Source organism: Methylobacterium gnaphalii (assembly GCF_007992215.1).
In the GTDB taxonomy this organism is placed as follows: Bacteria; Pseudomonadota; Alphaproteobacteria; order Rhizobiales; family Beijerinckiaceae; genus Methylobacterium; species Methylobacterium gnaphalii.
Window position 1 is genome coordinate 1 of record NZ_BJZV01000034.1, and the last position, 21,016, is coordinate 21,016.

Consider the following 21,016-nt stretch of genomic DNA (forward strand, 5'->3'; position numbering starts at 1 on the left):
GTCGACTTCGGTCTGCGACAGCGTCGGACCGAACACGCCGCATGCGCGGATGCGGTCGAAGAACAGGGCGCGGTTGATCGGCACGCGAGCGGGAGCGCTCGCCGCAGAAGCGGTCATGGTGTCCTCACGGTGTCAAAGAGCGCGCGGCCTCACCCGGCCGGCTGGGGGTTTACGAATCGGAAAGTGCGAAAGTAGACGGTGTTCTTGTTGCCCAGCCACCTGGTCGGCATGGGCGACGGCGGGTCGGGCGGTCCGACGCCCCTCAGATTGCCCGGCTCGCCTCAGTTCTCGATCCGCTCCAGGCTCGCCGTCTGCACCGGGAACTGGATCGTCATGCACCGGCTGCGTGATCCGCTATTGCCTGATAAATCTGACAGTCAGCTGAGAAGCGTGCCGCTCAAATTTTCAGGCGGAAGGAGGGGCGATGAAGGTTGGTGACCGCGTCGTGTTTGTTCGACCGAAGATGGCGGCCTGCGTTGGCGTCAATCAAAATGCTGCGGGTATTGTAACGCGAGTGATTGAAATCGACGGCCATCCCACTCGTGTCGATGTCAAACTTCCGAACCGCCTCACAATACTTAGTCTTCGAAGCGGTGAATTCACAATTGTGACATGACAAGCATTGCATGTCTCAAAGTCTAACTGGATGCTTTGCTAACCACACAGAGGGCTTGCACGCGCATCAGAACCCTAGGTAGAACTTCAAAAAACTAACAACGATTCTTATCCGGGTTCGATGGGCTCGATAGGCCCTCGATGCTACTAAGATGAATCCACATCAAGGGGTTGGAAGTGCCTGATCACATTGAGTATGCCCAACTTGGCGACTTTCGCGTGATGGTTGACCATCAGCGTTATTCGCCGACGATGATCAATGCTCTTAAATCTGGCACATACGAGATTGGCGAACGAACTTGTTCATCGCGCATCTTCAAACCCGGTGACCGCATACTGGAGATTGGGTCATCAATTGGCGCGGTCAGCATGGTCTTGGCGTCCATTGTCGGTCAAGACAATTACATTGGATTTGAAGCAAATCCGGAACTCATGCCCGATGCCTTACACAACTTTGAAATAAACAACATGAGTCTTAGCTATCACACCGCAATATTGCGCAACCGGGCGCATGGCGGCGAGGGAGAGCCTGTTGATTTCTACATCAACAAAGATTTCTGGATCTCTGCCCTTACTCCAAGCGGGAACACGATCCGATCCACGAAAGTTCCGGTTTTCTGCCTAGAGGATGAAATCGATAAATTTCACGCCAACTGCCTCATGATGGATATTGAAGGCGCCGAGGCCGATCTTCTTCTTTGTGCCGATCTGAGCAAAATCGAAAAGATCTTTATGGAGCTTCATTATTGGCCTTCGCGCGAAGGGGCCAATCGTATGTTCAAGTATCTGATCAATGAAGGATTTTGCTTCGACGCGCAGATCAGTTCTGGTGCCAACGTCGCGTTTCACAGAGGGCTGGTGCCTTCGTACGACGCCGAGTGCTGACGGCGCTTACGGCTCGCAGCTCGCCGTCCAGTTAGGATAAGTGTAGTCGCCCGGCGGCCAGGTGTTATTGCCGGTTGGCTCCCATCCCTCCGTGCTGACACTCTGCACCGCAACGGCTTTGTCGCCGCTGCTGAAGTGCCATGTGGCCGCCGCGCCCGTCGAATGGTTGTAGGCGGTGATTTGAGGCGTCGAAGCCATTGAGCGCGGAAAACGGATCAGGCCGTCGTAGAAGCCATACGAGTTGAGAGCAAAGCGGGCCGCTGTGCCGGCAGATGAGACGGCGCCAGGCGCGACGCCATGCGGGTAGCTCTTCGAGAACCAGCGCTGGCAGCGCCAGAGTTCGTCATCGCGCACCTCGAACAGCGAGGGCGCGGTGCCCGGCTCGAACTGCGGACGCGCCAGCGTGCCGGTGCCCCACTCGATGGTGGTGTTCGCTTCCGGCACGATGTTCAGGACGGTCTGCGGCGAGGCGGTGTAGGCTCCGCCGTTGATACGTGCCTGCGCTGTGCCGAGCCAGGAGGCCGTGTAGGCGCCGCCCTCAGGCAGGTAGTGCGTGCCGGGCACGATCTGCAGCAGCGTGCCCGCCGTGATCGTGATGAAGGTGACGCCGTTGGTCTTGGCGAAGGTGTACGTGCAACCGCCCGAGCCAGCCTTGAAGCCGTCATGGCCATAGACCCCGGCCGCGAGCGTCACGGTGCCGGACACCGCGCGCTGATTGACCGTGAAGGCGCCGTTGCGGAGGCGGTTGCGGAAGGAGAGCGCGCTACCGGCTCCGATGCCGAGCCGGGCCAGCGCGAGGGCGATTTCGTCGGTGATCATGTTCATCGAGCGCGCCTCAACTAATGACAGCTTGAACGATCGGAGGCCGTCTAGATGACGGGGCCGCCGTACTCGCCGAGAAGCGCGCGCACCTTGCCCGGCAGCACATTGAACACGTCGGCGTCGGTCATGGCCTTCGAGTAGCCGAAGACGCAGGCGGTCTGATCGCCTGGGCCAAAGCCCGGGTCGTAGTAGGTTGCACCAACCAGCAGACGACGCGGATTGTAGATCCGGCCTGCGGTCAGGCCAGTGAACGCGGCGCTCCCCGACGGCGAGGACGGCGGCCGGATCACGAAGATCTTGCCCGTGCCGTCGCCCTTCATCACCAGTACCAGCAGCTCGAAGCCCGTGCCGGTGTAGCTGTCCTGAGCGATGCCAGGATTGGCCGCGATGCTCGTTCCGGCGCCGCTGATGTACGCATTGTAGAAGCCGCCATTCGCGCCAAGGGTCACGCCGTAGCCCCCAGCATCGAAGTTCGAGATTGCCGCCATGGCGCCCGAGCCAGTGCGGTTGATCAGCGCCGCGATGGTGAAGGCGGGGCCAAGGTCGGCGGCCGAGAGCCCGAGCTGGTAAACGCCGCCGGCCGCGTATTGCGGGAACACCGACATACCCTTGTTGCGGGCGCGTCGGCCGTTCAGCGAGTAGTCCCAGAGGTCACGCTCGCGGTTGTCCGGGTAGTTCGAGCCGAACAGGTGCAGGAACTCGAGCTTGTCGATGTCCATGAACCGGTCGATGCCGAACCAGCCCTGGCCCGCCGCCGCGTTGTCCGCGCTGTAGTCGATTTCGCGATAGCCCATCTCAGTCGAGCCCCTTTCGGAAGATGACGCACCAGTTCCACAGCCGAGCGTTCACGCCGCTGGGATCGAAGACGAAGGGATCGCTGTCGTGCAGATTGCCGCGCGAGCCTGCGTTCGGGCTCGTTGTGCCGGGCACGTAGCCGGCCGGTGCGGCGTCCGCGTAGCGAACCTCGACGATGTCGGAGAGATCGGCACCGGCCTTGATCACGACGGTGTCACCGCCGACGATCGACACGCTAGAGATCGGGATGCTGGTGTCGAGCTCCCACAGCTCGAAGCCCTTGGCCCCGTTCGGATCGGTGATCGTCGTGATGTCGAAGACGAGCGGCGGGACCGGCACGTGAAACTTCACGAACACGACGCGGCCGAGCCGGCGCACGCTCGTCGGATAGAGGGGCAAGAACTTCTCGCCGCGATCCAGCGCCGCAAGTGCCTTGCCCTGGTATGCGCCAAGCGTCTTCGAGCCGACGTTCGTCAGGTGGACGGTGTCGCTGTAGGGCAGGAAGTAGGTCGGCGTCGTGAGGATATGCAGCGGATGCCGCATGGCCTGATCGAGCTGCGCCAGGGCGATGTCCGGCGCCTTGCCGTAGAAGTTGTGGGTGCTGACTTGGTAGGAGACCATGTGCACCGGGTTCGATCGCCCGGCGACGCTCCAGTAGTAGTTCTCGGTGTAAGCGCGTAGGGCCTCCCGCTGCGTTACGTAGATCTTCGGTGAGGTGCCGGCGTCGATGTCAGCCTCGCCCTGCTCCCAGATGATCGCCGGCAGCGAGTAGGACCAGCCGTTCTCCGCAGCGCGCGCGACCCCATAGAAGATATCGTTGCGAGCCCGCTCATAGTTGACGACGCCGGGCGAGAGTTGCGCGACGGTCTGGTTCGCGGCACCGGCCGACGAGCCGAGCAGAAACTGCCCACGATCGCCGAAAGTCGCCCCGTAAGCTGCCGCCAACTGCATGACGCACTGCAAGGCACCCCCCATGGGCGTCTCGTAGTTCGGGCTCGGTCCGGCTGACTCCTTGAACGGGATGAGGCTGGCGCGATTGGCGGCGTAGGTTCCGCCGGCATCGTCCGCGCGGTTGCCGCCGCTGAAGCTGTAGCAGTTCGCCAGCGCGGCCGTTGTGAGGATCGGTGAGCTGTACCAGCCGAGAGACAGGCTTTGTCCATAGTTCAGGATGTGAACGAGCTTCGTGCCAAAGGGCGGCCTGCGAAAGTCGTCAAATCCGCCATCGTCCGCCCGCTGGACCCGCGAGGCAAAACCCTCAGGATCGGTGCGAACATAGGCGTAGCGGCTTCCGGGGAAGCGTCGGCCGCTCACCGGGAACTCGCCGCGCGCGAAGGCTTGGTGCGCGAACCCGTCGGGATCGGAGAGCACGCTCGTAACTCGACCGGGCAGGCGTGCGCCCGAGAGCGCCGTGTGGCCACGCGGCAGGGATGCGCTCGCACCACCCTTTGGGTCGGTGTCCGCATGAACGAAGGCACGACCGGCGAGCGGCTGGCGCCAGCCCTCCAGCGTCGTGACGCGGGTGAAGAGGCTATCGCCACTGTCACCGAGAAGCTGGCCGAGCTGGTTCTCGATCTCCAGGCCCCAGGCCCGGATCTCGGCCTTGGCGGGCTGCCAGACACCGGTCAGCGGGTTGAGCGCGTCGGTGAAGTCGCGCCAGATCTCAGCCGCGCGCTTGGTAAAAGCCATGCGTCAGGTCCGTCTTATAAGGGGTGAAAGCGTGAAGCGGGCGAGCGCCAGGGCCACGCCGAATGGCACCCACGGCGGTCGCGCTGCAGGGAGGGTTAGAGAGCTTCGACCAGCTCGAACGCGGCCGAGCCGAAGCGATTGAGGGTTAGGCTCAATGCGGCCGCGTCGTCGGAGGCGAGGCGCATCCGGCAGACAGCGGTCTCGAAATCCAGCTCGGTCCCGTCGTCATAGGCAGCACGCAGCCAAGGAGTGATGCCGATGGTCCACCGCGATGCACCGTCGAAGGCAATCACATTGCCGACTTCGTGCAGCCGCCCATCCGGCATCGAGAACCGCATGCCCGGCAACGGCTGCAGGCCGGTCGCGAGCGTGACGACGATTTGCACGGCGTTCAGGGCTGCCGCACCGCTCAAGGCAGCGCCGGAATAGCCTTGCGCGTAGCCAGACCCGTCGCTGAAGGGTGATCCGTCGCTGTGAAGCACCCGGCCCTTGCACGGAACCAACCCGGCGCGGTGCGCTGGCCCGCGACCGTCGCGGATCGGCACTACGATGGTGGTGGCTCGGCCGCCGCGAACCAGCGAGCGCAGCGCCAGCACCTGGTCCTGATGATCGCCCGAGCGGCGGTCCGCGATCGGCACTGTAAGGCTCGCCTTCCAGCGCGCGGCCGGCGACACCACAACCTGTTCTTGACCCGTCATTGACTGACCGCCAGACCGGGACGTGTTGACGAGCTGGAAAAGCGCCTCGCTGTAGCGGAGCGCGGGAGGCCAGAACCGATCCGCCATCAGGTCACCGTCACCGTCATGGGGCCGACCGTCGAGGAGCTGTCGCCGTAGCCGGACTTGTTCAGCGCCTTGACCCAGATCCGATAAGTGCCAGGCGCGATGCCGGGCTCGGTCTTGTCGAAGGCCTGCGAGGCGCCGCCGTAGAGCGTTCGCTTCAGCGTCGCGTCGCCGATGTTCGTCGTCGTGCCGACGAGCACCTGTGCCGAGCCGAAATTGGCGCTGTTCGGGGCGATGAAGGCGTAGGCGTATTGACCAGTCCCGTTGTTCGCGACGAAGCCGGTCACGGGGCCTGGCGCTGTCGCGTCGGCGATGGCGGCCAGTGTGACGATATTTGACTTCGCGCCATCCGTGCCGCCAGCGTTCCAGCCAACGCGGAAGTCGTAAGTCTCGCCGTCGACCAGTGGCCCTATCTCTGCGCTCAGGCCGTCAATGCGAGTGGTCATCGGCTGCCAAGCGTCATCACCTGAGCCGGTGACGCGATACTCGGGTTCGGGCAGCACGTCCGTGCGCGCGACGGCGTCCCAGGTCAGGACGCCCCAAACCTGTGTGGTCTCGCCCGCTACCGTGCGCCGACTCGGCGTGATGGTGACGTTCTCAGGCGCGGCGATAACGTTTACCGCCGCCGGCTGTGTCGGCAGCGCCGGGCGCGGCGGTTCCTCGGTAGCCGCGTCCCAGGCGTAAGCTTCCGAGCTGATCGACGCAAAGCTGAGATCACACCCGGACAGGTCCGCATGCAGCGTGAAGCCATTAAGGCTCACGTTCTCGTCCAGCATCGGATCATCCTCGCCGAGGGGATCGTAGGCGAGGTGGATCGTATCCTCGCCGAGCGCATCGAGCGCAGCGAGATCCGTGCTGATCGTGCCCTTCCAGGCTGGGTTGTCCTTGGCGAAACGGATCTTCGCGAGCCGGGCCGCCTGCGTCCAACTCGGCACCATGATCAGGTCCAGGCTGGAGTCGATTTGCCCGACCTTGTTGATCGAGGCCGTGTCCTGCCGCGCGGTCAGTTCGGTCGGCTGATAGTAGGCTCCCGGCTCGGTGTAGGAGACCTTCAGGTTGTTGTAGGCGTCGAGGCGGTCGTTGCCCTGCGTCAGGCTCGCCGTGCGGATATTCTTCGTCGAGATGTTCACGGTCGGCGAAGTGAAGCGCCCGCCGCGAATGCCGATGAGCCCGGTAGGCCCCTTCACGAGCTGGCCGTCGCAGGTCGCGCACATGCGGGCGAGCACGTCTTTGGGGGCCTCGGTGAGCTGGTACGTGCCACCAAGACGGTAGCGGGGCTCCGTTGTGCTGTCCTTGCGCGCGACAGTCTCATCGCAGACATCGCGCATGTCTTGGAAGCTGGCGAGATCGAGTCGCGAGCGCGGAAAGCGCATGCCGTCGCGGTGGCGCAGGTAGTCCGCGATGCAACGGGCCGGGTTCTCTGAGAACGACCATGTCGCCTCGTCATCCGGGTTCTGGCTGCTCGCACCCAGATCCCAGATCCGCGCGCCGCGAACGAGGAAGCGGATCGGCGTCGCGTAGCTCTGCGGGTAGACCGACTGCTGAAACTTCGGCTTCACCGGGGCGAACAGCACCACGCAGTAGGCGATGCCTTTGAGCTGATGCGCCGCCGTCCAGATGTCGGAATACGCGCCGAGCAGCATCGGCGAGGCCGCCTGATCGTCGGTGCCGAGATGAGGTTCGAACGCGATGGATCGGTCGTAGGGAGCCGTGAGCGTGAGCCCTCCGTTCTCGCCGAGCGTCGTTTCCACGTACTTGTCGCCGATCAGGTATTTCTCGATGCCGTCGATCCGCCGGGCGCAGATTACGATGGCCTGATAGAGCGAGCCGTTGCGGGCATCGAAGAAGGCGCGCGTGCCGCCGGCCATGAACCGGCCATAGCCCAGCGTGCGCGGCCCCATGGCCTGGTTGAGGACGCTTTGCTGGCTCTGGTTGCGCTGCTGGGGCTGAAGCAACTCGTTCAGCAGCAATTGGCCGCCGACCGAGACCGTCAGGATAGCCGCCGAGCCGATGACGCTGGCAGTGGTCGCGCCGACGCCGCCGAGGCCGGCACCCACGCCTGTGACTGCCTCCAGGATGGCGAAGCCGATCACCTCGGCCATCAGACAGTCCAGGCCTTCACGGGAACGGTCGGCGCGAAGGCCATGCCGTCCTTCGCCTTCGTCGCCCAAGTGTCGCCAAGGCAGACCATCAGAAACGGGCCGATGGGCGTCTCGATCACACCAACATCGCCCGCTCGCGGCGTGGCGGTCTCGGTCAGACCGGCGGCGACGGCGAGCCGACTTGCGAGTGCCGGCAGTCCGCCTTCACGGGCCAGGATGCGATTGCAGCTCAGCATCGTGTCGTAGGTTCCTCGAAGGCTGGCGGCCGGGTCGACGCCGCGCTCGGCCGCGATCCACTCGCAGACCCAGAGGCAGCAATCGCGCTCGCCCCAGATGAACGGCAGACCGGCACCGCGCGAAACGAAAGCGCGGAGCCGAGCCCGACGCCCGAGCCCGTGCATTATGCGGTCACCGCTGGCGCATATCCGAGCGTATTGCTCTCGCGTCACGAAGGACGTCATCAGCTCGGCCACAGGATCGTCTTGGCGACGAGACCGGCGACGAGCTCTAGACCACGGTCACCCGGGTAGCGCGCCTGCTGGTCTGCGTCGGTAAGGAAGCCGAAGGGCGGCTTGTTGCGGCCGGTCCAGGGACTTTCGGCGGTCGTCTGAACGGAGAAGATGCCGCTGCCGAGCGCCTGATAGGTCATCACGTCGAGGCTGCCCGAGTAGACCTCGACCGGGGCATCGAGCAGCGCCAGATCCTCAGCGCAGAACTGGACGGAGACGCGGACCTCGCGCCCCTTCACCAGGGCCGATTGCTGGCGGGCCAGGGCGGCGACCCGCGCGCTGACGCCCGACAGCGTGAAGGTCGCCTGCGGGGCCGACGTGCCGACCGGGGCGCTGAGCCCGTCAACCTGTCCGAGCCCGCTCGTGCCGTCCCAGATCTGACCGTCTGCCGTCTTCAGCGGGCCATCGCCGGTCCAGTAGAAGGCTGGCGCATCTGTGAAGTCGAAGCTCACCAGCAGGGCGGCGATGACCGTCGCGCCCTGTGCGGCGGCGCGCTGGGTGTTGGAGAGGAAGGCCATGGATCAGCCGCGTTTCTGCACGCTAGCGATGCGGCCGGGGAGCGCGGCCTGCGCCTGCCGGTCGTAGGCCGAGATCGCCGCTACGATTTGGTCCGCAACGCCGGCCTGCGCGCCGCGAGCGTCGATGCGGATCACGCGGCTGTTGTCGATGCCGCCGCCTCCAACTGAACCGGCTCCGATTGGATAGACCTTGCCATCGGCCTTCGGGATGAAGACCTCGCGGCCCATCTCGCCGACCGTGACCGGCACGCCGGCCGCGACATCCGCACCGTTGGCGGCAAACAGCTTCGTGACGCCCCCGAGCAAGCCGCCGATCGCATTAGAGCCAGCGCTGGCCGCAGGTGCCGTACCGAATAGACCGGCCAGCGGTCCCGTACCGAGAAAGGCAGCCTGGAGCGCGGCACGGGCAAGTTGCTTGATCAGACCGTCAAGCACATCGCTCGCGCTGCGACCATCAATGAGAAGCTGTCCAAGCGCATCGGTTGCGGTTTGGCCGAAAAATCGGGACGTATCGGCCGCTTGGCGCAAGGCCTGCTGTGCATCAAGCGTCGCATCCTTATAGCTCTGCATCGCGACGGCCGCCGCCTTGGTGCGGTCAATCTCATCCTGCGTCAGCCCTTCGGTATCGCGCTTGCCAGTCTTGAAATCCTGCCGCGCAGCCGCCTCGGCCTTTGCCAGCGCTACAGCTGTCTCACGCTCGACGTTCGTCTTGGCGACGTTATCGAGTTCGGCCTTAGCCGTATCGCGTGCCTTCTCAAGCTGATTAATCAGCGTCTCGACGGCGTCGAGGCTTTCCGTCGGGCTTGTGCCCCCCTTGCTATGAAGCGAGGGCAGCGTGGCGGATTGATCTGGCCCCTTAGGCCGCACCTTCACGCTGAGCGGAGCTTGAGGCCCCTGTACCTCGGGATCGAGAACGCCAACGCCACGGCCAATGGCTTTAGCGATGTCGAGCGAGCTGCCTTCCAGCAGCACGCCAATATAGGGGATCGTCGCGATATAGTTGCGGATCTCGCGGACGGCATCACGTGCCTGCACGTAGAGATCACTTGCGATTTTCAGGACGCGGGCGACTACCTCCTCGACCTTCAAGAAAGCTTCGTAGGTATCGAGCGTGGCCGTGCTGATATCCTTCGTGATTGGCGCGAGCGCCGAAGCGAAGGTTTCGGCGATCTCCTTGGCCTTGGCGTCGAGCTGATTGGCCCGCTCGATCTCAGCCGGATCAACGATGCGAACACCGAGAACCGTGGTTGAGGATGAGTCCAGCGTCTCACGAAGCTTCGTCGTTAGATCGACGCCGTTACGCAGCTGGCGCTCGAAGTCAGGGCCAAAGAACTTGCCGGCGAGATCGAAAGCAGCCAGATCGCGGCTCTCCGCTCGCAGCTTGTCGATCAGACCGAGTACGACACGGATCTTCGCTTCCTGATCCGAGGCGCCATCAAAAGCCCGCCGGTCAGCGGCGGATAGGTTGCCAGCCCGAACGTTCTGTTCGAGACGGCTGGAGAAGGCTGACGTGTTCGAGGCGTCCTTACCCTCACCAATGCGCACGTCACTGGCGGCACGGGCGGCAGCCAGAGCCTGCGTCACCTGCTCAACGGTGAGGCCGTACTTTTCGGCGCTCAGAGTGGCGCGTTGAAAGAAGTCAGAGCCGACTCCGACCTTCTGCGCGTCGCGCCCGATCTGCACAAACTCTTCGATATGCTTGCGGGCGGCCTCGATCGAAGCCGACACGCTCTCGAATACCAGCTTCACTGCCTCGAAGGCGATGAAGGCCGCGAGCAGCGATTTAAGGGACGGCAACTGTCCGATGATGCCCGAGACTGTTGAGGTGGTTGCAGTCAGGCTAGAGCGCAGCGTCTGCTGAGCCGTCGTCGAAGCGACAGTCGAGGCCGTGAAAGCACGAACGATGCTCTCAAGCGTGGCCTTGTCTGACGAGGCAGCCTGCGCCGTAGCCGAAGCGATGTTCTTGACGTCGGAGCCAATCGCGGCCGCTGCGCGCTGTGCATTGGCCTGTAACCCGGACAGGGTGCCACCAAAGTTGTTCGTGTTCGCAGCACCGCCAGACATGGCGACACCGATTGACGCCATGTTTCCGATAATGGAAGCCGCCAGCGACGCCATTGCCGATTGGGCGCGGGACGTGTCGGCCTGGAAGCTGAGGGTCAGTGGCTCAGCCATGTACTATGCCCTCCCTGCCTCGATCTCTTCCGCCAACACACTCAGAAACTCGTCTTCACTGACCTCATCAGCCTTCGCGGCATGAGCCCGGAGAAAACCCGTTACGGCAGCGTGGAACGCCGCAATCGTCATCCTTCCGACTTGCTGGGGCGTCCATCCGAGCGCCCCGCCGGCTTCGTAGTAGAGCGAGAGGTCGCCGGGTCGGGGCTGTCGCTCCCCTCGCTCTCGTCTTTTCCCCGTGGCACTCCATAGAGCGCCGCGCCGATGATGCGGGCCGCCAGCTCCGTGAACTCGGCGATCGGATAGAGCGGCGGGCGATAGCGCAGGGTGATCGCCTCGGCTTCGAGCGCAGAGCAGCCCCCGCCTTCCAGGCCAAGCCGGATCGGCTCTAGAACATCGTTGACGCTGAACTGATTGGTCGACAGCCGCACAGCGATGGCACCGATGCCGACGCCGCAGACCCGCTCCAGCTCGGAGATCTCATCAAGCGGAAGGCAAAACCGCCGGCGCCGGCCGCCGTACTCGGCATACACAACGGTACGGGAGGTATCCGTCTCACTCATGCGGAAGCGTCGGTCCATACGAGCGGACCGTCGCCGCGCAACTGCGCCGTGAAACTCACGATGCCATTGTTGTTCTTCGTGATCTCGAAATTCTCGTAGAATACGTTGCCGGCCCATTTACCGCCGCCACCGGCCGCGTTGCGATCGACCTGGAACTGGTATGGAACTGCGTCTTCGCTCGAGACGTCAGCCCGGAAGTCGTCGAGGTGATCGGCCGCGATCGATCCGGAAAATCGACCGCCCCACGAACTGGACGATTTTACGCTCTTGCGCCACGGCGTCTCCAGGGGATTGTCGCAGTCCGCGACCGTGGCGTCTTCGTAGGCGTTCGTGATCGTCAACGTGATTGACGTTGCGAGACAGACGAACTCCGGGGTCTGCCCGGTTGCGCGGTAGGCCCGGAAGCGGTTACCGGGAAGGAGCTGCGGCTCGGCCATGATCAATCCTCCTGTGCCGGGTCCGACCGGCCGATGGTGGTGGTGACGTCGACGAAGACTTGCCGAGCCGCGAGCGGATCGACGACGTCCCCGCCTTGGGTGACGATGAAGGGCTGCTGCTGGACGAAAGGGGCAGCCAGCACGACTTCCTGGAGGTTCAGCGCTGTGGCGATGGCGTCGATCAGAGCCCAGCCCTGACGACGGCCGAAGCTCGTCGACACGGCATAGATGCGAGCCTGGACGGTCCAGAACTCGCCGCAGCCGCTTTCGACCCGTGAGCGGCGCATCGGCCCGAAATACGCGTAGGGCGGATTATCGCCCGCGCTCTTCGCCGCCGGGATCTCGTCGTAGATCTTCTTGCCGGCCAGCGCAGAGAAGCCGGCATCGGCCTGCAGCAGCGTTTTGACGGCGTCGAGCAATGCCGTTTCGGGTGTCAGAGGAAGTTCGGCCACGATCTACGACGCCGATTCCTGATAGGCCGCCGTGGCGTCGGCCGAGAGATTGTCGCGCCAGGCGGCCAGCGTCTCCCGCGCCGAGCCGTAGAAGAACGGATGCGCCGGCACGTCGCTGCCGCCCGTGGCGCGACTCGGCCGCGAGTAGCCCCGGCCCGTCGTGTCCTCGAACAGCGACGCGTCGGCGTGCGTGTTGCCAGCGTGGTGGCCAGCCTCGACCGCGAGCGCGTAGTCGTAATCGACGTTGACCGCGATGGCCTCGACCGTGACCGCGTGGCCGCTCTTATGCCAGGCGATGCCATTCAGCAGGTTGCCGCTGTCGACCGGCACGCGGGAGCGCATCAGCTCGACCATCTCGGCCGCCGCCGTCTCGGTCGAATGGTCGGCGCGCAGGGCGAGCTTGACGCCGTATTTCACGACTTGCGCCGTGATGCGCTCGATGCCGACGGCGGCGACCGCAGTATCGATCAGCTTGATGCCTGACAGGACGCCCGGCTGGCGGGAGAACGCCTGCGCGACTGGCGCGAGGTTGAGCGCCGCGTTGCCCTGGAAGGCCCCGGCCGCGAAGCCGACGACGTCGACCATCATTGCCCTCCGAGATCGGTGGCGATCTGCAGGATAATCTTGCCCGACAGCCGGTCCGGCATGCCGACACCCCCGATGTTAAAGGTTCGACCATCGACAACCGCGCCTTCGACGAGCTGGCCGTCGAGCACGACACGATCGCCGTTCGTGATCGTCTTCGTCTGGCTGGACGTGCGCACCGCGAGCGTGCCGGACTCAATGTTCTGCGCCGCGCCGCCCTGATTGGCTTCGCGCAGGGATGTTTGCTTGAAGTTCGCCCAGACCGTGAAGACCGGCTCGTAGTCTCCGAACGTGGTCTCGTCGATCTGCGGTCTACGCAGGAAGATTGCGCGGCGATCGAGGCGACCGGGGTCCATCAGCGGCCCCATACGCGGAACGGCGAAAGCAAGCTGGACACGGTGGCGTTCGTCTGCAGATCCGCCGCCCCGGCCCGGTTTTCATAGAGCAGGCCGACCATGACCTTCATCGCGTGCAGGATCGCCGCTGGAACGGTGGACTTGGGCGGATTGTCGGTCGTCGGGGCGTAGCCGGCGCGGTAGCGCACGCGGACCGCGTTGTGGCGCAACTGCAGTGGTGGCCACATCGCGCCGTCGGCCCGCTCAAGACCGCCATCAACGTCCAGCCGGTAGGCGGCCGGATCAAGCACGGTCAGCACACCGCTAACGGCTACATACGAGACGGACACGATGTCGACGATCGGGCCGAACGGCAGGATGATCCCGCCGTTGGTGAAGCCTTCGAAGGATGGAGCGCGCAGCTCCAGCGTCTGCAGGCCAATCGAGATGCCGAGCCAGCCGGGCGGGCCATCGATCGTCCCCTGCGCTGCCGCAATGAGACCAACGAGGTACTCGGATTCCTCGCCGGTATCGATGCGCAGGTGGGTCGCCGCCTCGGCAGGCGTGAGCAGCGCAGCGGGCGGCGTGATGACGACGACGCTCATCGGTTCACCGCGTTGACGGCCAGGGGATGGCTTCGCTTACTTGCCAGCCTTGTCGGCGGCTTCCTTGGCCTTAGCAGCACGATCCTCGTGCTCTTTGACGGCCCTGTCGGCAGCCTCTTTCGCCTCCGCGACACGGGCTTCGTGTGTCTTTACGGCGGCGTCGGCCTCGCTCTTCGCGGTTGCGACCCGATCCTGATGCGAACGGATCTCTTCCTCGGCCGCCAAGCGGGCGTCGTTGACACCTTTACGGAGCTTATCCAGCTCTTCCCCGGCCTGCCGACGCACATCGGCAAGCTGGCCTTGGATCTTCTCGTTCTCGTCCTCGAAACGCAGGGCTGGCAACTCCGCTTGCTCGACGAGTTCGTTCTCTTCGTCCGTTTCGGCCACACAACCGGCCTTCACGAGTCGGTCGAGCTGCAGCGGGTTGAGCGTGACGATCTGGCCCTTTGCGACAGGCCGCTCGTCGAGCGTGAAAGCGTGCTTCGCCGTGCGCTCGACCATAGGGTTCTTTTTCGGCATGACGGATCTCCTGGCCGGCTCCGAGGCGCGGCAATTGCGGGTGCGGGTGCGGGTGCGGGGCGGGGGCGCTACGGGTTGTAGCGGTTGCCGCTGAGCAGGATCGTCGCGCCGCCGTAGACGGCAGATCCATTGTCGGAGACGGCATAGGCCGCGACGAAGCTGTAGCCGTTGGCCGTGTCGAGATCGCTGATCTGCGCATCGATCGATGGGGCGAGCGGAGCGCCGCCTGTCGGTGCGACGGTATCCGTGGCCGTGGTCAGATCCTTAGCTCCGGTGCCGGCCGCATCCTTCGCCTGCAGCAACTTGGTGGTGACCTTCTTCGTGGCCGTAACACTGGCTACGTTGAAGATCGCGGAGATGCGCTGCGCCCCAGACACGTCGATGAAGTTGCCGGTGCGAGCGGTCGAGATGTCCTGCGGCACGATGCTAACCCGTGCACGCTGAAGCTGACTGATCTTGGCGACCATGATGGTGCCCTTTCGTGAGTTGAAGACGGAAGAGGCACGGGGCGCGATCCGCCCCGTGGCGGATCAAGCGGCCGGAACGTCCAGCGCGACGAAGGGCGAAACCACGTCGCCGTTCTCGACCTGGAACGGAGCCGTGAGCCACGGCGCGCCGTCGACGTTCCAGAAGACCTTCACCATGGTCTTGTTCTGCTGGAACAGGACGTGCTCGGAGGCCGCGACGAACGGACCGGAGCCATCTTTGATGAGGTACTGGCTGAAGTCCGCCGCCGAGAGATCACCGAGGCTACCGAGCTGCGGCGCCCGATCGTTCTCGATCGCGGGTCGGCCCATAAGGGTGTTGGGCTCGCCTTCGCGAACGGAGGGAAGCCAGAGGGGACGGCCCTGCTCATCCTTCAGCTTCAGCAGCTGACCGAGCATTGAGCGCGAGTAGAGGAAGACACCCTGGCCGTACATGCGCACGACCATGTTCACGATGTCTTCGTAGGTGACCGTGTTGGCCGTGGCGCGCGGCACCTTGTAGGTCGCGCCCGCCTTCAGGTAGCCGAGCGGCTTGGCGATGCCGTCGCCACGAAGGAAGGCAAAGTCCTCCGCCTGCGCGATGGCGCCGCGCAGCTGCTGCTCGATCATGGGAGACGAAGCCTGCCAATTCCGAAGCAGCTTGTCGGTCACCACCATGACGCCGGCCACTTCGTGCGGGGTCAGCGTGACTTCCCGCAGCTTCAAGTCGGTCTGGGGCTTGGTGCCACCTTCACCGATCCAGCTGACCTGGACACCACCGAAGAAGTTGCCCGGAGCGGCACCAGTCTGGTCGAGCGCCGGCATGGTGATTGCGGCATCAGGCGGGTTGCCGGCCGGGATAACCTGCGCTCGCGGGCGAACGATGGCCTGCTGCGGCGACAGCTTCAGCAGCTGATCACGGAACTGCGGCGGGATGGCGAAGCCACCTGAGGGGCCGTCATCCATGCGCAGCTCGGCGCGCTGCTCGGTCGTGAGGTTCGCGCCAACTTCCTCATTCCAGTCCAGGCGCTGATCGTTCGGGCGGAACCGAACGGCATGCATGAACTCACCGAGGGTTTCGAACTGCGTCGAGGCACTGCCGGGCGCACGATCAATGCGCTGGTTCCGACCGGCACCCGGCTCAACACGATCCAGCGAAGCTTCGCGGCCGGCCTGATCGCGCATGCGTTCGATGCGGGCCGCAAGCTTATCGTGATCGACCCTGAGCGCGTCGTAGGCAGCCGTCTCGTCGTCGTTCAAATCGCGATCTTCGGCCTCGGCCTTCTGGAGGATGGCGCTCATCTCCTGAACCATCTTGGCCGCCCGCTCCTGCAGCGTGCGCAGGGTTTCGGCGCCCGCCGCCACAGGCAGAGCCAGGAACGGCGATAGGTGGTGCAGCGTCGCTTGATCGGCGAAGCCCCCATGGGAGAGGGCGGCAGCGCTCACGGCGCAGACGATGAGAACTGCAGCGAGCCCGAGCGGGACCGCGTATCGGGTCTTGAACATGGCGCGATTCCTTCGCGGTTGCTCCGGGACAGGACTGGAGACCCCACCGGCCCGGAACCGGCAGGGCATTCGGCCGAAGGCGGCCGGATCAGAGGAGAGCGTGTCGTCGGGCGCGGATGGCGCGGCGCGGGGCAGCTGCCGGCTGGCGGCTGGGCGGGGCTCCGTAGAGCGAAGACCCGAAGCGGTTGAGGGTTTGCTCGATCGTGCCCACGCGATCGGCCATGCCATCGGAGACCGCCGAGGCGGCATCGACCATGTCACCCTGGCCGAAACCGTTCTTCACGGCAGAAACGGCCACCCCCCGGTTGCGAGCGACCGCCGAGGCGAAGGCGTCGTAGCTCTTGGCGACACGGGCACGGATACGGGCGGCAGTCTCCTCGCCCAGTTCCTCGAACGGGTTGCCGTCTGTCTTCAGCGCTGGCTCACCGATCAGCGTGCGCTTAATGCCGGCCTTCTCCAGTGTGCCAGCAATATTGTCGTGCACGGCCATGACGCCGATTGAGCCGACTTGGCCGGACGGTGTCACCACGATCTCGTCCGCTGCCGAGGCGATCCAGTAGGCTGCGCTCGCCGCCGTGGCGTTGACCTGTGCAATGATCGGCTTCGTGCCACGTGCATCGAAGATCATCGACGCCAGCTCGTCGGTGCCGCTCACGGCACCGCCCGGCGAATCGACATCCAGAACGATGGCCTTGACCGCGTCGTCGCGCAGCACGCTCTGGAACGAGCGACCGAAGCCTTCATTCGAGGTTCCACCGGAGATGTCGCCCATCATGCTCATCCGGTTGGCGATGACGCCGCGCAGCGGCAGGACCGCCACAGCGCCCTCGCGGCGGGCAACCGCCGACGCCTGAGAGCCCGAAATCTTCGCCTCGATCTCTTCGGCTGTGTACTTCTCGCCACGCGCCTGCGCCTGCAGGAAGTCGAGGATCGCGCGGAGTTTCGGCTCGCGGATCGCCCAAAGCTCATCGTTCACGGCGGCGAGGATGTGAGCATACCTCATTCCCTTGGGCCTCCGTCGCCCGACTCGCGGTTGGGATCTGCGCTCGACACCGTGCGACCGACATTCGCGACGGCGTTAGCAATGGTGCCGTAGTTCGTCGGCACGAAGTGATGATCGCCGTCCGGCCCGATGGGGTCTTCGTCTTCCAGCCCCAAGATCATGTTCGGCGAGTAAGCACCGACCGAGAACATTTCGCGGTAGAACTTGGATCGTGTGACCATATCTCCGCGTAGAAGCGCGTTCATGTTGAACTTAACGAAGTAACCCAACTTCCGCTCTTCCTCTGTGAAGAGCTTCCAGTTCATTTCCTGTTCCCAGGCACCAACCCACGGATCGATGGTCTGCTGCACGAAGCCGATCATCAATTGCTCGATGCCTGTGCCCCACGATGTCGTCTTCTCGTGGCTCTGCAGCAGGATCAGCGGCACGTCGTACATGCGGGCGATCTCCGCGATCTGGAAATCGCGGGTCGACAGGAACTGAGCATCCTCCGGTGGAATCGTCGTCTGGATGAACTTCATGCCCTCTTCGAGCACCTTCACCCGGTGCGCATTGTCGAGGCCGCCCTGGCGTTCCAGGTTCGCGCCCGGATCAGTGCGCTGTTCCTTCGGCTTGCCGAGGTTGCCCTGTGCAGTCGCGCTGAGCTTGCCCGGATGCATCAGGAAGCCGCCTGACTTCATATCGTTGGCAAAGAACTTCGCGCCGAACTGTTCGAGCGCGAGCGCCATGCCCAGGGCTTCGCGGGCCAGAAACACAGGTGACAGCCCGACATACCCGTCTTGGCTCATGTCCATGATGTGCAGCACGTCATCGTGCGGCAGCTCGAATGAGCGACCATCGATCCGCGTGCGGTAGAAGAACTGATCCTCCTGCCGCACCGGCTGCGTGTTCCACGGCAGGAGCGGCCAGAGGTTCACGGCCTGGCCACGCCCATTGCGCTCGATCTCAGCGTAGCCGTTGCCCCATGACAGAGCATGGCTCTGAACTGCCTTGCGCAGGGTACGCGACGACATCAGGTCATTGGGACGGGTGCTCAGCCGCCGCGACAGAGGATGGTCCAGTACCTCTTCGACACCGCCGCCGTCCTTCGGACGCAAGATGCGCAACGGGAAACGGGCAATCGGATTCGCGATGCGGTTGATGCAGGCGTAGACCACCGGCAACTTCATCGCGTTGAACTCGGACACGGACGTGCCAGCATGCGTCCTGCCGCCGTTCACCGCCCGGATCAGCCACCCATTGGGATCGCCGACTGATGCCGATTGCCCGAAGAGCGATGCTCTCAGGCTATTCCACCAGCTCACGCTAGAACTCGACGTCCATCAATTCGATCTCCCGGATGCCGTGGTCTTCGTAGACGGAGGGGCCTTCGACCTGGTCACCGATCGCGAGCCCCACGCCCATGATCCCCGCAACGGGGATGTCGATTTTCTCACCAGACCGTTCCTTGGTCGGTTTGATGTTGCCGGCGTCGTCGGTCTTGATCGCGATGTGGCCGATCATCCAGCGCATGACCGGGTGACCGCCGTGGTCGAGCAATCCGGCCGTAACCAAGCGCTCGAACTCTTTCGACGGGGCCGACATCGAGGCAAAGCCCTGCCCGAACATGACGACGTTGCAACCATCCTCGCTGAGACGGATGGCCGTACCGGTCGCATTCCAGCGATCGATGGCGACGCCTTGGAGATCGTACAGCTCGGCGTCGGCGATAACCTGGCGCTCGATCACGCCGTAATCGACGACATCGCCGTCCGTCTTGAACAGCGCTCGCTCACGCGCCCAGAGATCGTAGGGAACTCGGTCACGTCGCGAGCGCAGCTCGATCGACTCAGCCGGGCACCAAGCCCGCACCAGCACCTTCCAGCGCTCGCCCGGCTCGTCTGGCGGGAACACCAGCACCCAGGCCGTGATGTCGCTCACGGAAGAGAGGTCGAGCGCGCCGAAGCACTTTCGCCCTCGCAGCTCGTCCGGGAACCGTTTCCACGCTTCCTTGTCCGGCGCGCAGGCATCCCAGCGGACGAGCGACAGCCAACGCACGGTCTGCTCAGTCCATTGGTTGAGGTGGTAGCGCCGGAAGTCGTTCTCCAGGCGGGGGCTGTCCTTCGCCTTCGCGCATTCCGCCCTGAGGTAATCGAGCTTCGGCGAGATCCCCAGGTTGGGATTCGCCTTCCGCCAGACCGCCTCATCGGTCCAGTCATCCTCCGGGGCAGCGGCGAAAATCGCGACCAGCGTTGCCGGATCGTCGAGCGCGCCGCTCTGGATCGACAGACACTCTTCCCAGAGTGTCCAGCCATAGTTCCGGCTGCCCTTCAGGCCGGCCGTCGATCCGTAGAGTTCGATCGGCTGATCGCGCGCGGCAATCGACTGATGCAGCGTCGTGTAGAGCACGCCGTCGGGCCACTCGTGCATCTCGTCGCCGCAGGTGACTGAGGCTGAGAGGCCGTGCTTACCCTCCGCGTTTCCCGATAGAACCTCGAACCGCGCGAACAGCTCGGGCAGGAACATCGATTTCTTGAACGGCTGGACCTGGTCAGCAAAGGCTGGCGACATGCGCACCATCGTCTTTGCCTTCTCGAAGACAATCTTGGCCTGCGCCTCGTTGCGCGCCATCGCATAGGCTTGGCCGCCCTTTTCGCCGTCGCAGATCCAGAACAACAGGGTGAGCGCCGCCAGGAACTCGCTCTTGCCGTTCTTACGGGCGATCCAGAGGAACAGCCGGCGGAAGAGCCGGAACCCCTCCGGCCCCTTCCACCCCACGAGCAGCCGAACTATCGCCGCCTGCCAGACGGTCAGGTGGAATGGCTTGCCTGCCCAGCGGCCTTCGGTGTGCCGGAACCACGTTGGCCACATCGCCACGACGGCCTCGGCGAGATCCGCATCGAACCATGCGCCGGGTGTCGCGGCGGCGCGCTGCCAGTGCAGCATCACGAAGGCGAGCGCGGGATCTCCCTCGCAACTCCGAACCCACTCAGGGACCGGCGGTGGAGCGACCGCGAGGGCAGCCTCGCTCAATTCGGCCGCGTGCCTGGCGGTAGCGCTGCGCGCTCCGCCATGAAGCTGACCGGGCTAGTGGCGTTCGGCTCGGCCGGCTTATCGGCTGCGGGCTCCGTGCCCTCATCCCGACCGAACAAACCACCGAGCGGGGTCGCGTTCTGATCGCGCAGAACCTTGTACCGGTCGGCCGGCGTGAGACCGAATGCCGCTTCGAGATTCGCCATCTGCAACTCGACACGATCGCGGTGCGCGGCGGCGGGATGCCGGCGGGGCATCTCATCACCGCTCACCGTCTTGACCACGCGGGTGATGCCCTCGGCCGCGATCGTCTTCGTCGCCTCGATCCACTCGGCCTGGTAGACGCACCACCGCGCGAACGGGTGTCGCCCGAGCTTGTCGAGCAGGTGTCGCTTGCGCAGGTCGCCGGCCAGCTCGCGCCAGATGGCGAGGGCGGCGTTAAGCGTCTTGTCCTTTCGACGCGGGGCCGCGAGGAAGGCCGGCGGCGCGATCGGGTCGAGCGCGGCGAGTTCTTCGACCCGCTGTTTGGTCAAGCTCTGCCGACCACGCTGACGCGGGTTGCCTTTCGCCTCTTGTAGGGCCGGGCTTACCGGCTTGGGTCCGCGTGCCATGCTCGCTCAGCCGCGCGAACGTCGACTGCCCTTCC

Annotated in this window: 23 protein-coding genes; 2 read left to right on the top strand and 21 right to left on the bottom strand. The window is 64.5% G+C overall.

Annotated elements, in window-relative coordinates; translation table 11 throughout:
* Positions 1 to 424 precede the first annotated feature (424 nt).
* Both MGN01_RS20195 and MGN01_RS20200 read left to right on the top strand, forming a co-directional pair.
* Entirely contained in the window at positions 425 to 616 is a 192-nt protein-coding gene (locus MGN01_RS20195; protein WP_147048631.1) for a hypothetical protein, read from the top strand.
* Between the two features lie 176 nt (positions 617 to 792).
* A complete protein-coding gene (locus tag MGN01_RS20200) occupies positions 793 to 1,500 on the top strand; it encodes an FkbM family methyltransferase (RefSeq protein WP_147048632.1) in 708 nt (235 codons plus the stop codon).
* A 6-nt stretch (positions 1,501 to 1,506) separates the two neighbouring features.
* On the opposite strand, the gene MGN01_RS20205 is transcribed toward MGN01_RS20200, so the two are convergent.
* From MGN01_RS20205 to MGN01_RS20305, 21 genes are all read right to left on the bottom strand, one after another.
* Complete coding sequence (locus tag MGN01_RS20205; protein WP_147048633.1) at positions 1,507 to 2,325, bottom strand: hypothetical protein; 819 nt, start codon at positions 2,323 to 2,325, stop codon at positions 1,507 to 1,509.
* Between the two features lie 44 nt (positions 2,326 to 2,369).
* Positions 2,370 to 3,116 (bottom strand): hypothetical protein, encoded by a 747-nt coding sequence (locus tag MGN01_RS20210; RefSeq protein WP_147048634.1) that lies wholly within the window; start codon positions 3,114 to 3,116, stop codon positions 2,370 to 2,372.
* A gap of 1 nt (position 3,117) precedes the next feature.
* Positions 3,118 to 4,803 carry a hypothetical protein gene (locus MGN01_RS20215; RefSeq protein ID WP_147048635.1) on the bottom strand — a complete coding sequence of 562 codons (1,686 nt, stop codon included), beginning with the start codon at positions 4,801 to 4,803 and terminating at the stop codon, positions 3,118 to 3,120.
* A 95-nt stretch (positions 4,804 to 4,898) separates the two neighbouring features.
* The gene (locus MGN01_RS20220) at positions 4,899 to 5,588 is read right to left on the bottom strand and encodes a hypothetical protein (RefSeq protein ID WP_147048636.1); all 690 of its coding nucleotides are present in this window, start codon (positions 5,586 to 5,588) and stop codon (positions 4,899 to 4,901) included.
* Positions 5,588 to 7,687 (bottom strand): phage tail protein, encoded by a 2,100-nt coding sequence (locus MGN01_RS20225; protein ID WP_147048637.1) that lies wholly within the window; start codon positions 7,685 to 7,687, stop codon positions 5,588 to 5,590. The genes MGN01_RS20220 and MGN01_RS20225 overlap by 1 nt, the downstream gene beginning before the upstream one ends.
* Positions 7,687 to 8,088, bottom strand: coding sequence for a DUF6950 family protein (locus MGN01_RS20230; RefSeq protein WP_147048638.1), 402 nt, complete (start codon positions 8,086 to 8,088; stop codon positions 7,687 to 7,689). Before MGN01_RS20230 ends, MGN01_RS20225 begins: the two co-directional genes overlap by 1 nt.
* 59 nt (positions 8,089 to 8,147) lie before the next feature.
* Positions 8,148 to 8,714 (bottom strand): hypothetical protein, encoded by a 567-nt coding sequence (locus MGN01_RS20235; protein WP_147048639.1) that lies wholly within the window; start codon positions 8,712 to 8,714, stop codon positions 8,148 to 8,150.
* Positions 8,715 to 8,717: 3 nt separating this feature from the next.
* Positions 8,718 to 10,889 (bottom strand): hypothetical protein, encoded by a 2,172-nt coding sequence (locus tag MGN01_RS20240; protein ID WP_147048640.1) that lies wholly within the window; start codon positions 10,887 to 10,889, stop codon positions 8,718 to 8,720.
* 128 nt (positions 10,890 to 11,017) lie between these two features.
* Positions 11,018 to 11,452 (bottom strand): gene transfer agent family protein, encoded by a 435-nt coding sequence (locus MGN01_RS20245; RefSeq protein ID WP_147048641.1) that lies wholly within the window; start codon positions 11,450 to 11,452, stop codon positions 11,018 to 11,020.
* A complete protein-coding gene (locus MGN01_RS20250) occupies positions 11,449 to 11,889 on the bottom strand; it encodes a phage tail tube protein (protein WP_147048642.1) in 441 nt (146 codons plus the stop codon). The genes MGN01_RS20245 and MGN01_RS20250 overlap by 4 nt, the downstream gene beginning before the upstream one ends.
* 2 nt (positions 11,890 to 11,891) lie before the next feature.
* A complete protein-coding gene (locus tag MGN01_RS20255; protein WP_170246083.1) occupies positions 11,892 to 12,341 on the bottom strand; it encodes a DUF3168 domain-containing protein in 450 nt (149 codons plus the stop codon).
* A 3-nt stretch (positions 12,342 to 12,344) separates the two neighbouring features.
* Positions 12,345 to 12,929, bottom strand: a complete 585-nt coding sequence (locus MGN01_RS20260; RefSeq protein WP_147048644.1) for an HK97 gp10 family phage protein — start codon at positions 12,927 to 12,929, stop codon at positions 12,345 to 12,347.
* Positions 12,926 to 13,282: a phage head completion protein gene (locus MGN01_RS20265; protein WP_147048645.1), complete on the bottom strand. Its 357-nt coding sequence runs from the start codon at positions 13,280 to 13,282 to the stop codon at positions 12,926 to 12,928. The genes MGN01_RS20260 and MGN01_RS20265 overlap by 4 nt, the downstream gene beginning before the upstream one ends.
* Complete coding sequence (locus MGN01_RS20270; protein ID WP_147048646.1) at positions 13,282 to 13,866, bottom strand: head-tail connector protein; 585 nt, start codon at positions 13,864 to 13,866, stop codon at positions 13,282 to 13,284. Before MGN01_RS20270 ends, MGN01_RS20265 begins: the two co-directional genes overlap by 1 nt.
* Before the next feature lie 36 nt (positions 13,867 to 13,902).
* Positions 13,903 to 14,367: a hypothetical protein gene (locus MGN01_RS20275; RefSeq protein ID WP_147048647.1), complete on the bottom strand. Its 465-nt coding sequence runs from the start codon at positions 14,365 to 14,367 to the stop codon at positions 13,903 to 13,905.
* Positions 14,368 to 14,453: 86 nt separating this feature from the next.
* On the bottom strand, positions 14,454 to 14,852 hold the full coding sequence (locus MGN01_RS20280; RefSeq protein WP_147048648.1) for a hypothetical protein: 399 nt from the start codon (positions 14,850 to 14,852) through the stop codon (positions 14,454 to 14,456).
* A gap of 63 nt (positions 14,853 to 14,915) precedes the next feature.
* Positions 14,916 to 16,355, bottom strand: coding sequence for a phage major capsid protein (locus MGN01_RS20285; RefSeq protein ID WP_147048649.1), 1,440 nt, complete (start codon positions 16,353 to 16,355; stop codon positions 14,916 to 14,918).
* A gap of 88 nt (positions 16,356 to 16,443) precedes the next feature.
* The gene (locus MGN01_RS20290; protein WP_147048650.1) at positions 16,444 to 17,358 is read right to left on the bottom strand and encodes a S49 family peptidase; all 915 of its coding nucleotides are present in this window, start codon (positions 17,356 to 17,358) and stop codon (positions 16,444 to 16,446) included.
* Positions 17,355 to 18,662, bottom strand: coding sequence for a phage portal protein (locus tag MGN01_RS20295; protein ID WP_147048651.1), 1,308 nt, complete (start codon positions 18,660 to 18,662; stop codon positions 17,355 to 17,357). The genes MGN01_RS20290 and MGN01_RS20295 overlap by 4 nt, the downstream gene beginning before the upstream one ends.
* A 1-nt stretch (position 18,663) precedes the next feature.
* The gene (locus tag MGN01_RS20300; protein WP_147048652.1) at positions 18,664 to 20,370 is read right to left on the bottom strand and encodes a terminase large subunit; all 1,707 of its coding nucleotides are present in this window, start codon (positions 20,368 to 20,370) and stop codon (positions 18,664 to 18,666) included.
* Complete coding sequence (locus MGN01_RS20305) at positions 20,367 to 20,981, bottom strand: phage terminase small subunit P27 family (RefSeq protein WP_147048653.1); 615 nt, start codon at positions 20,979 to 20,981, stop codon at positions 20,367 to 20,369. Before MGN01_RS20305 ends, MGN01_RS20300 begins: the two co-directional genes overlap by 4 nt.
* Between the last annotated feature and the right edge of the window lie 35 nt (positions 20,982 to 21,016).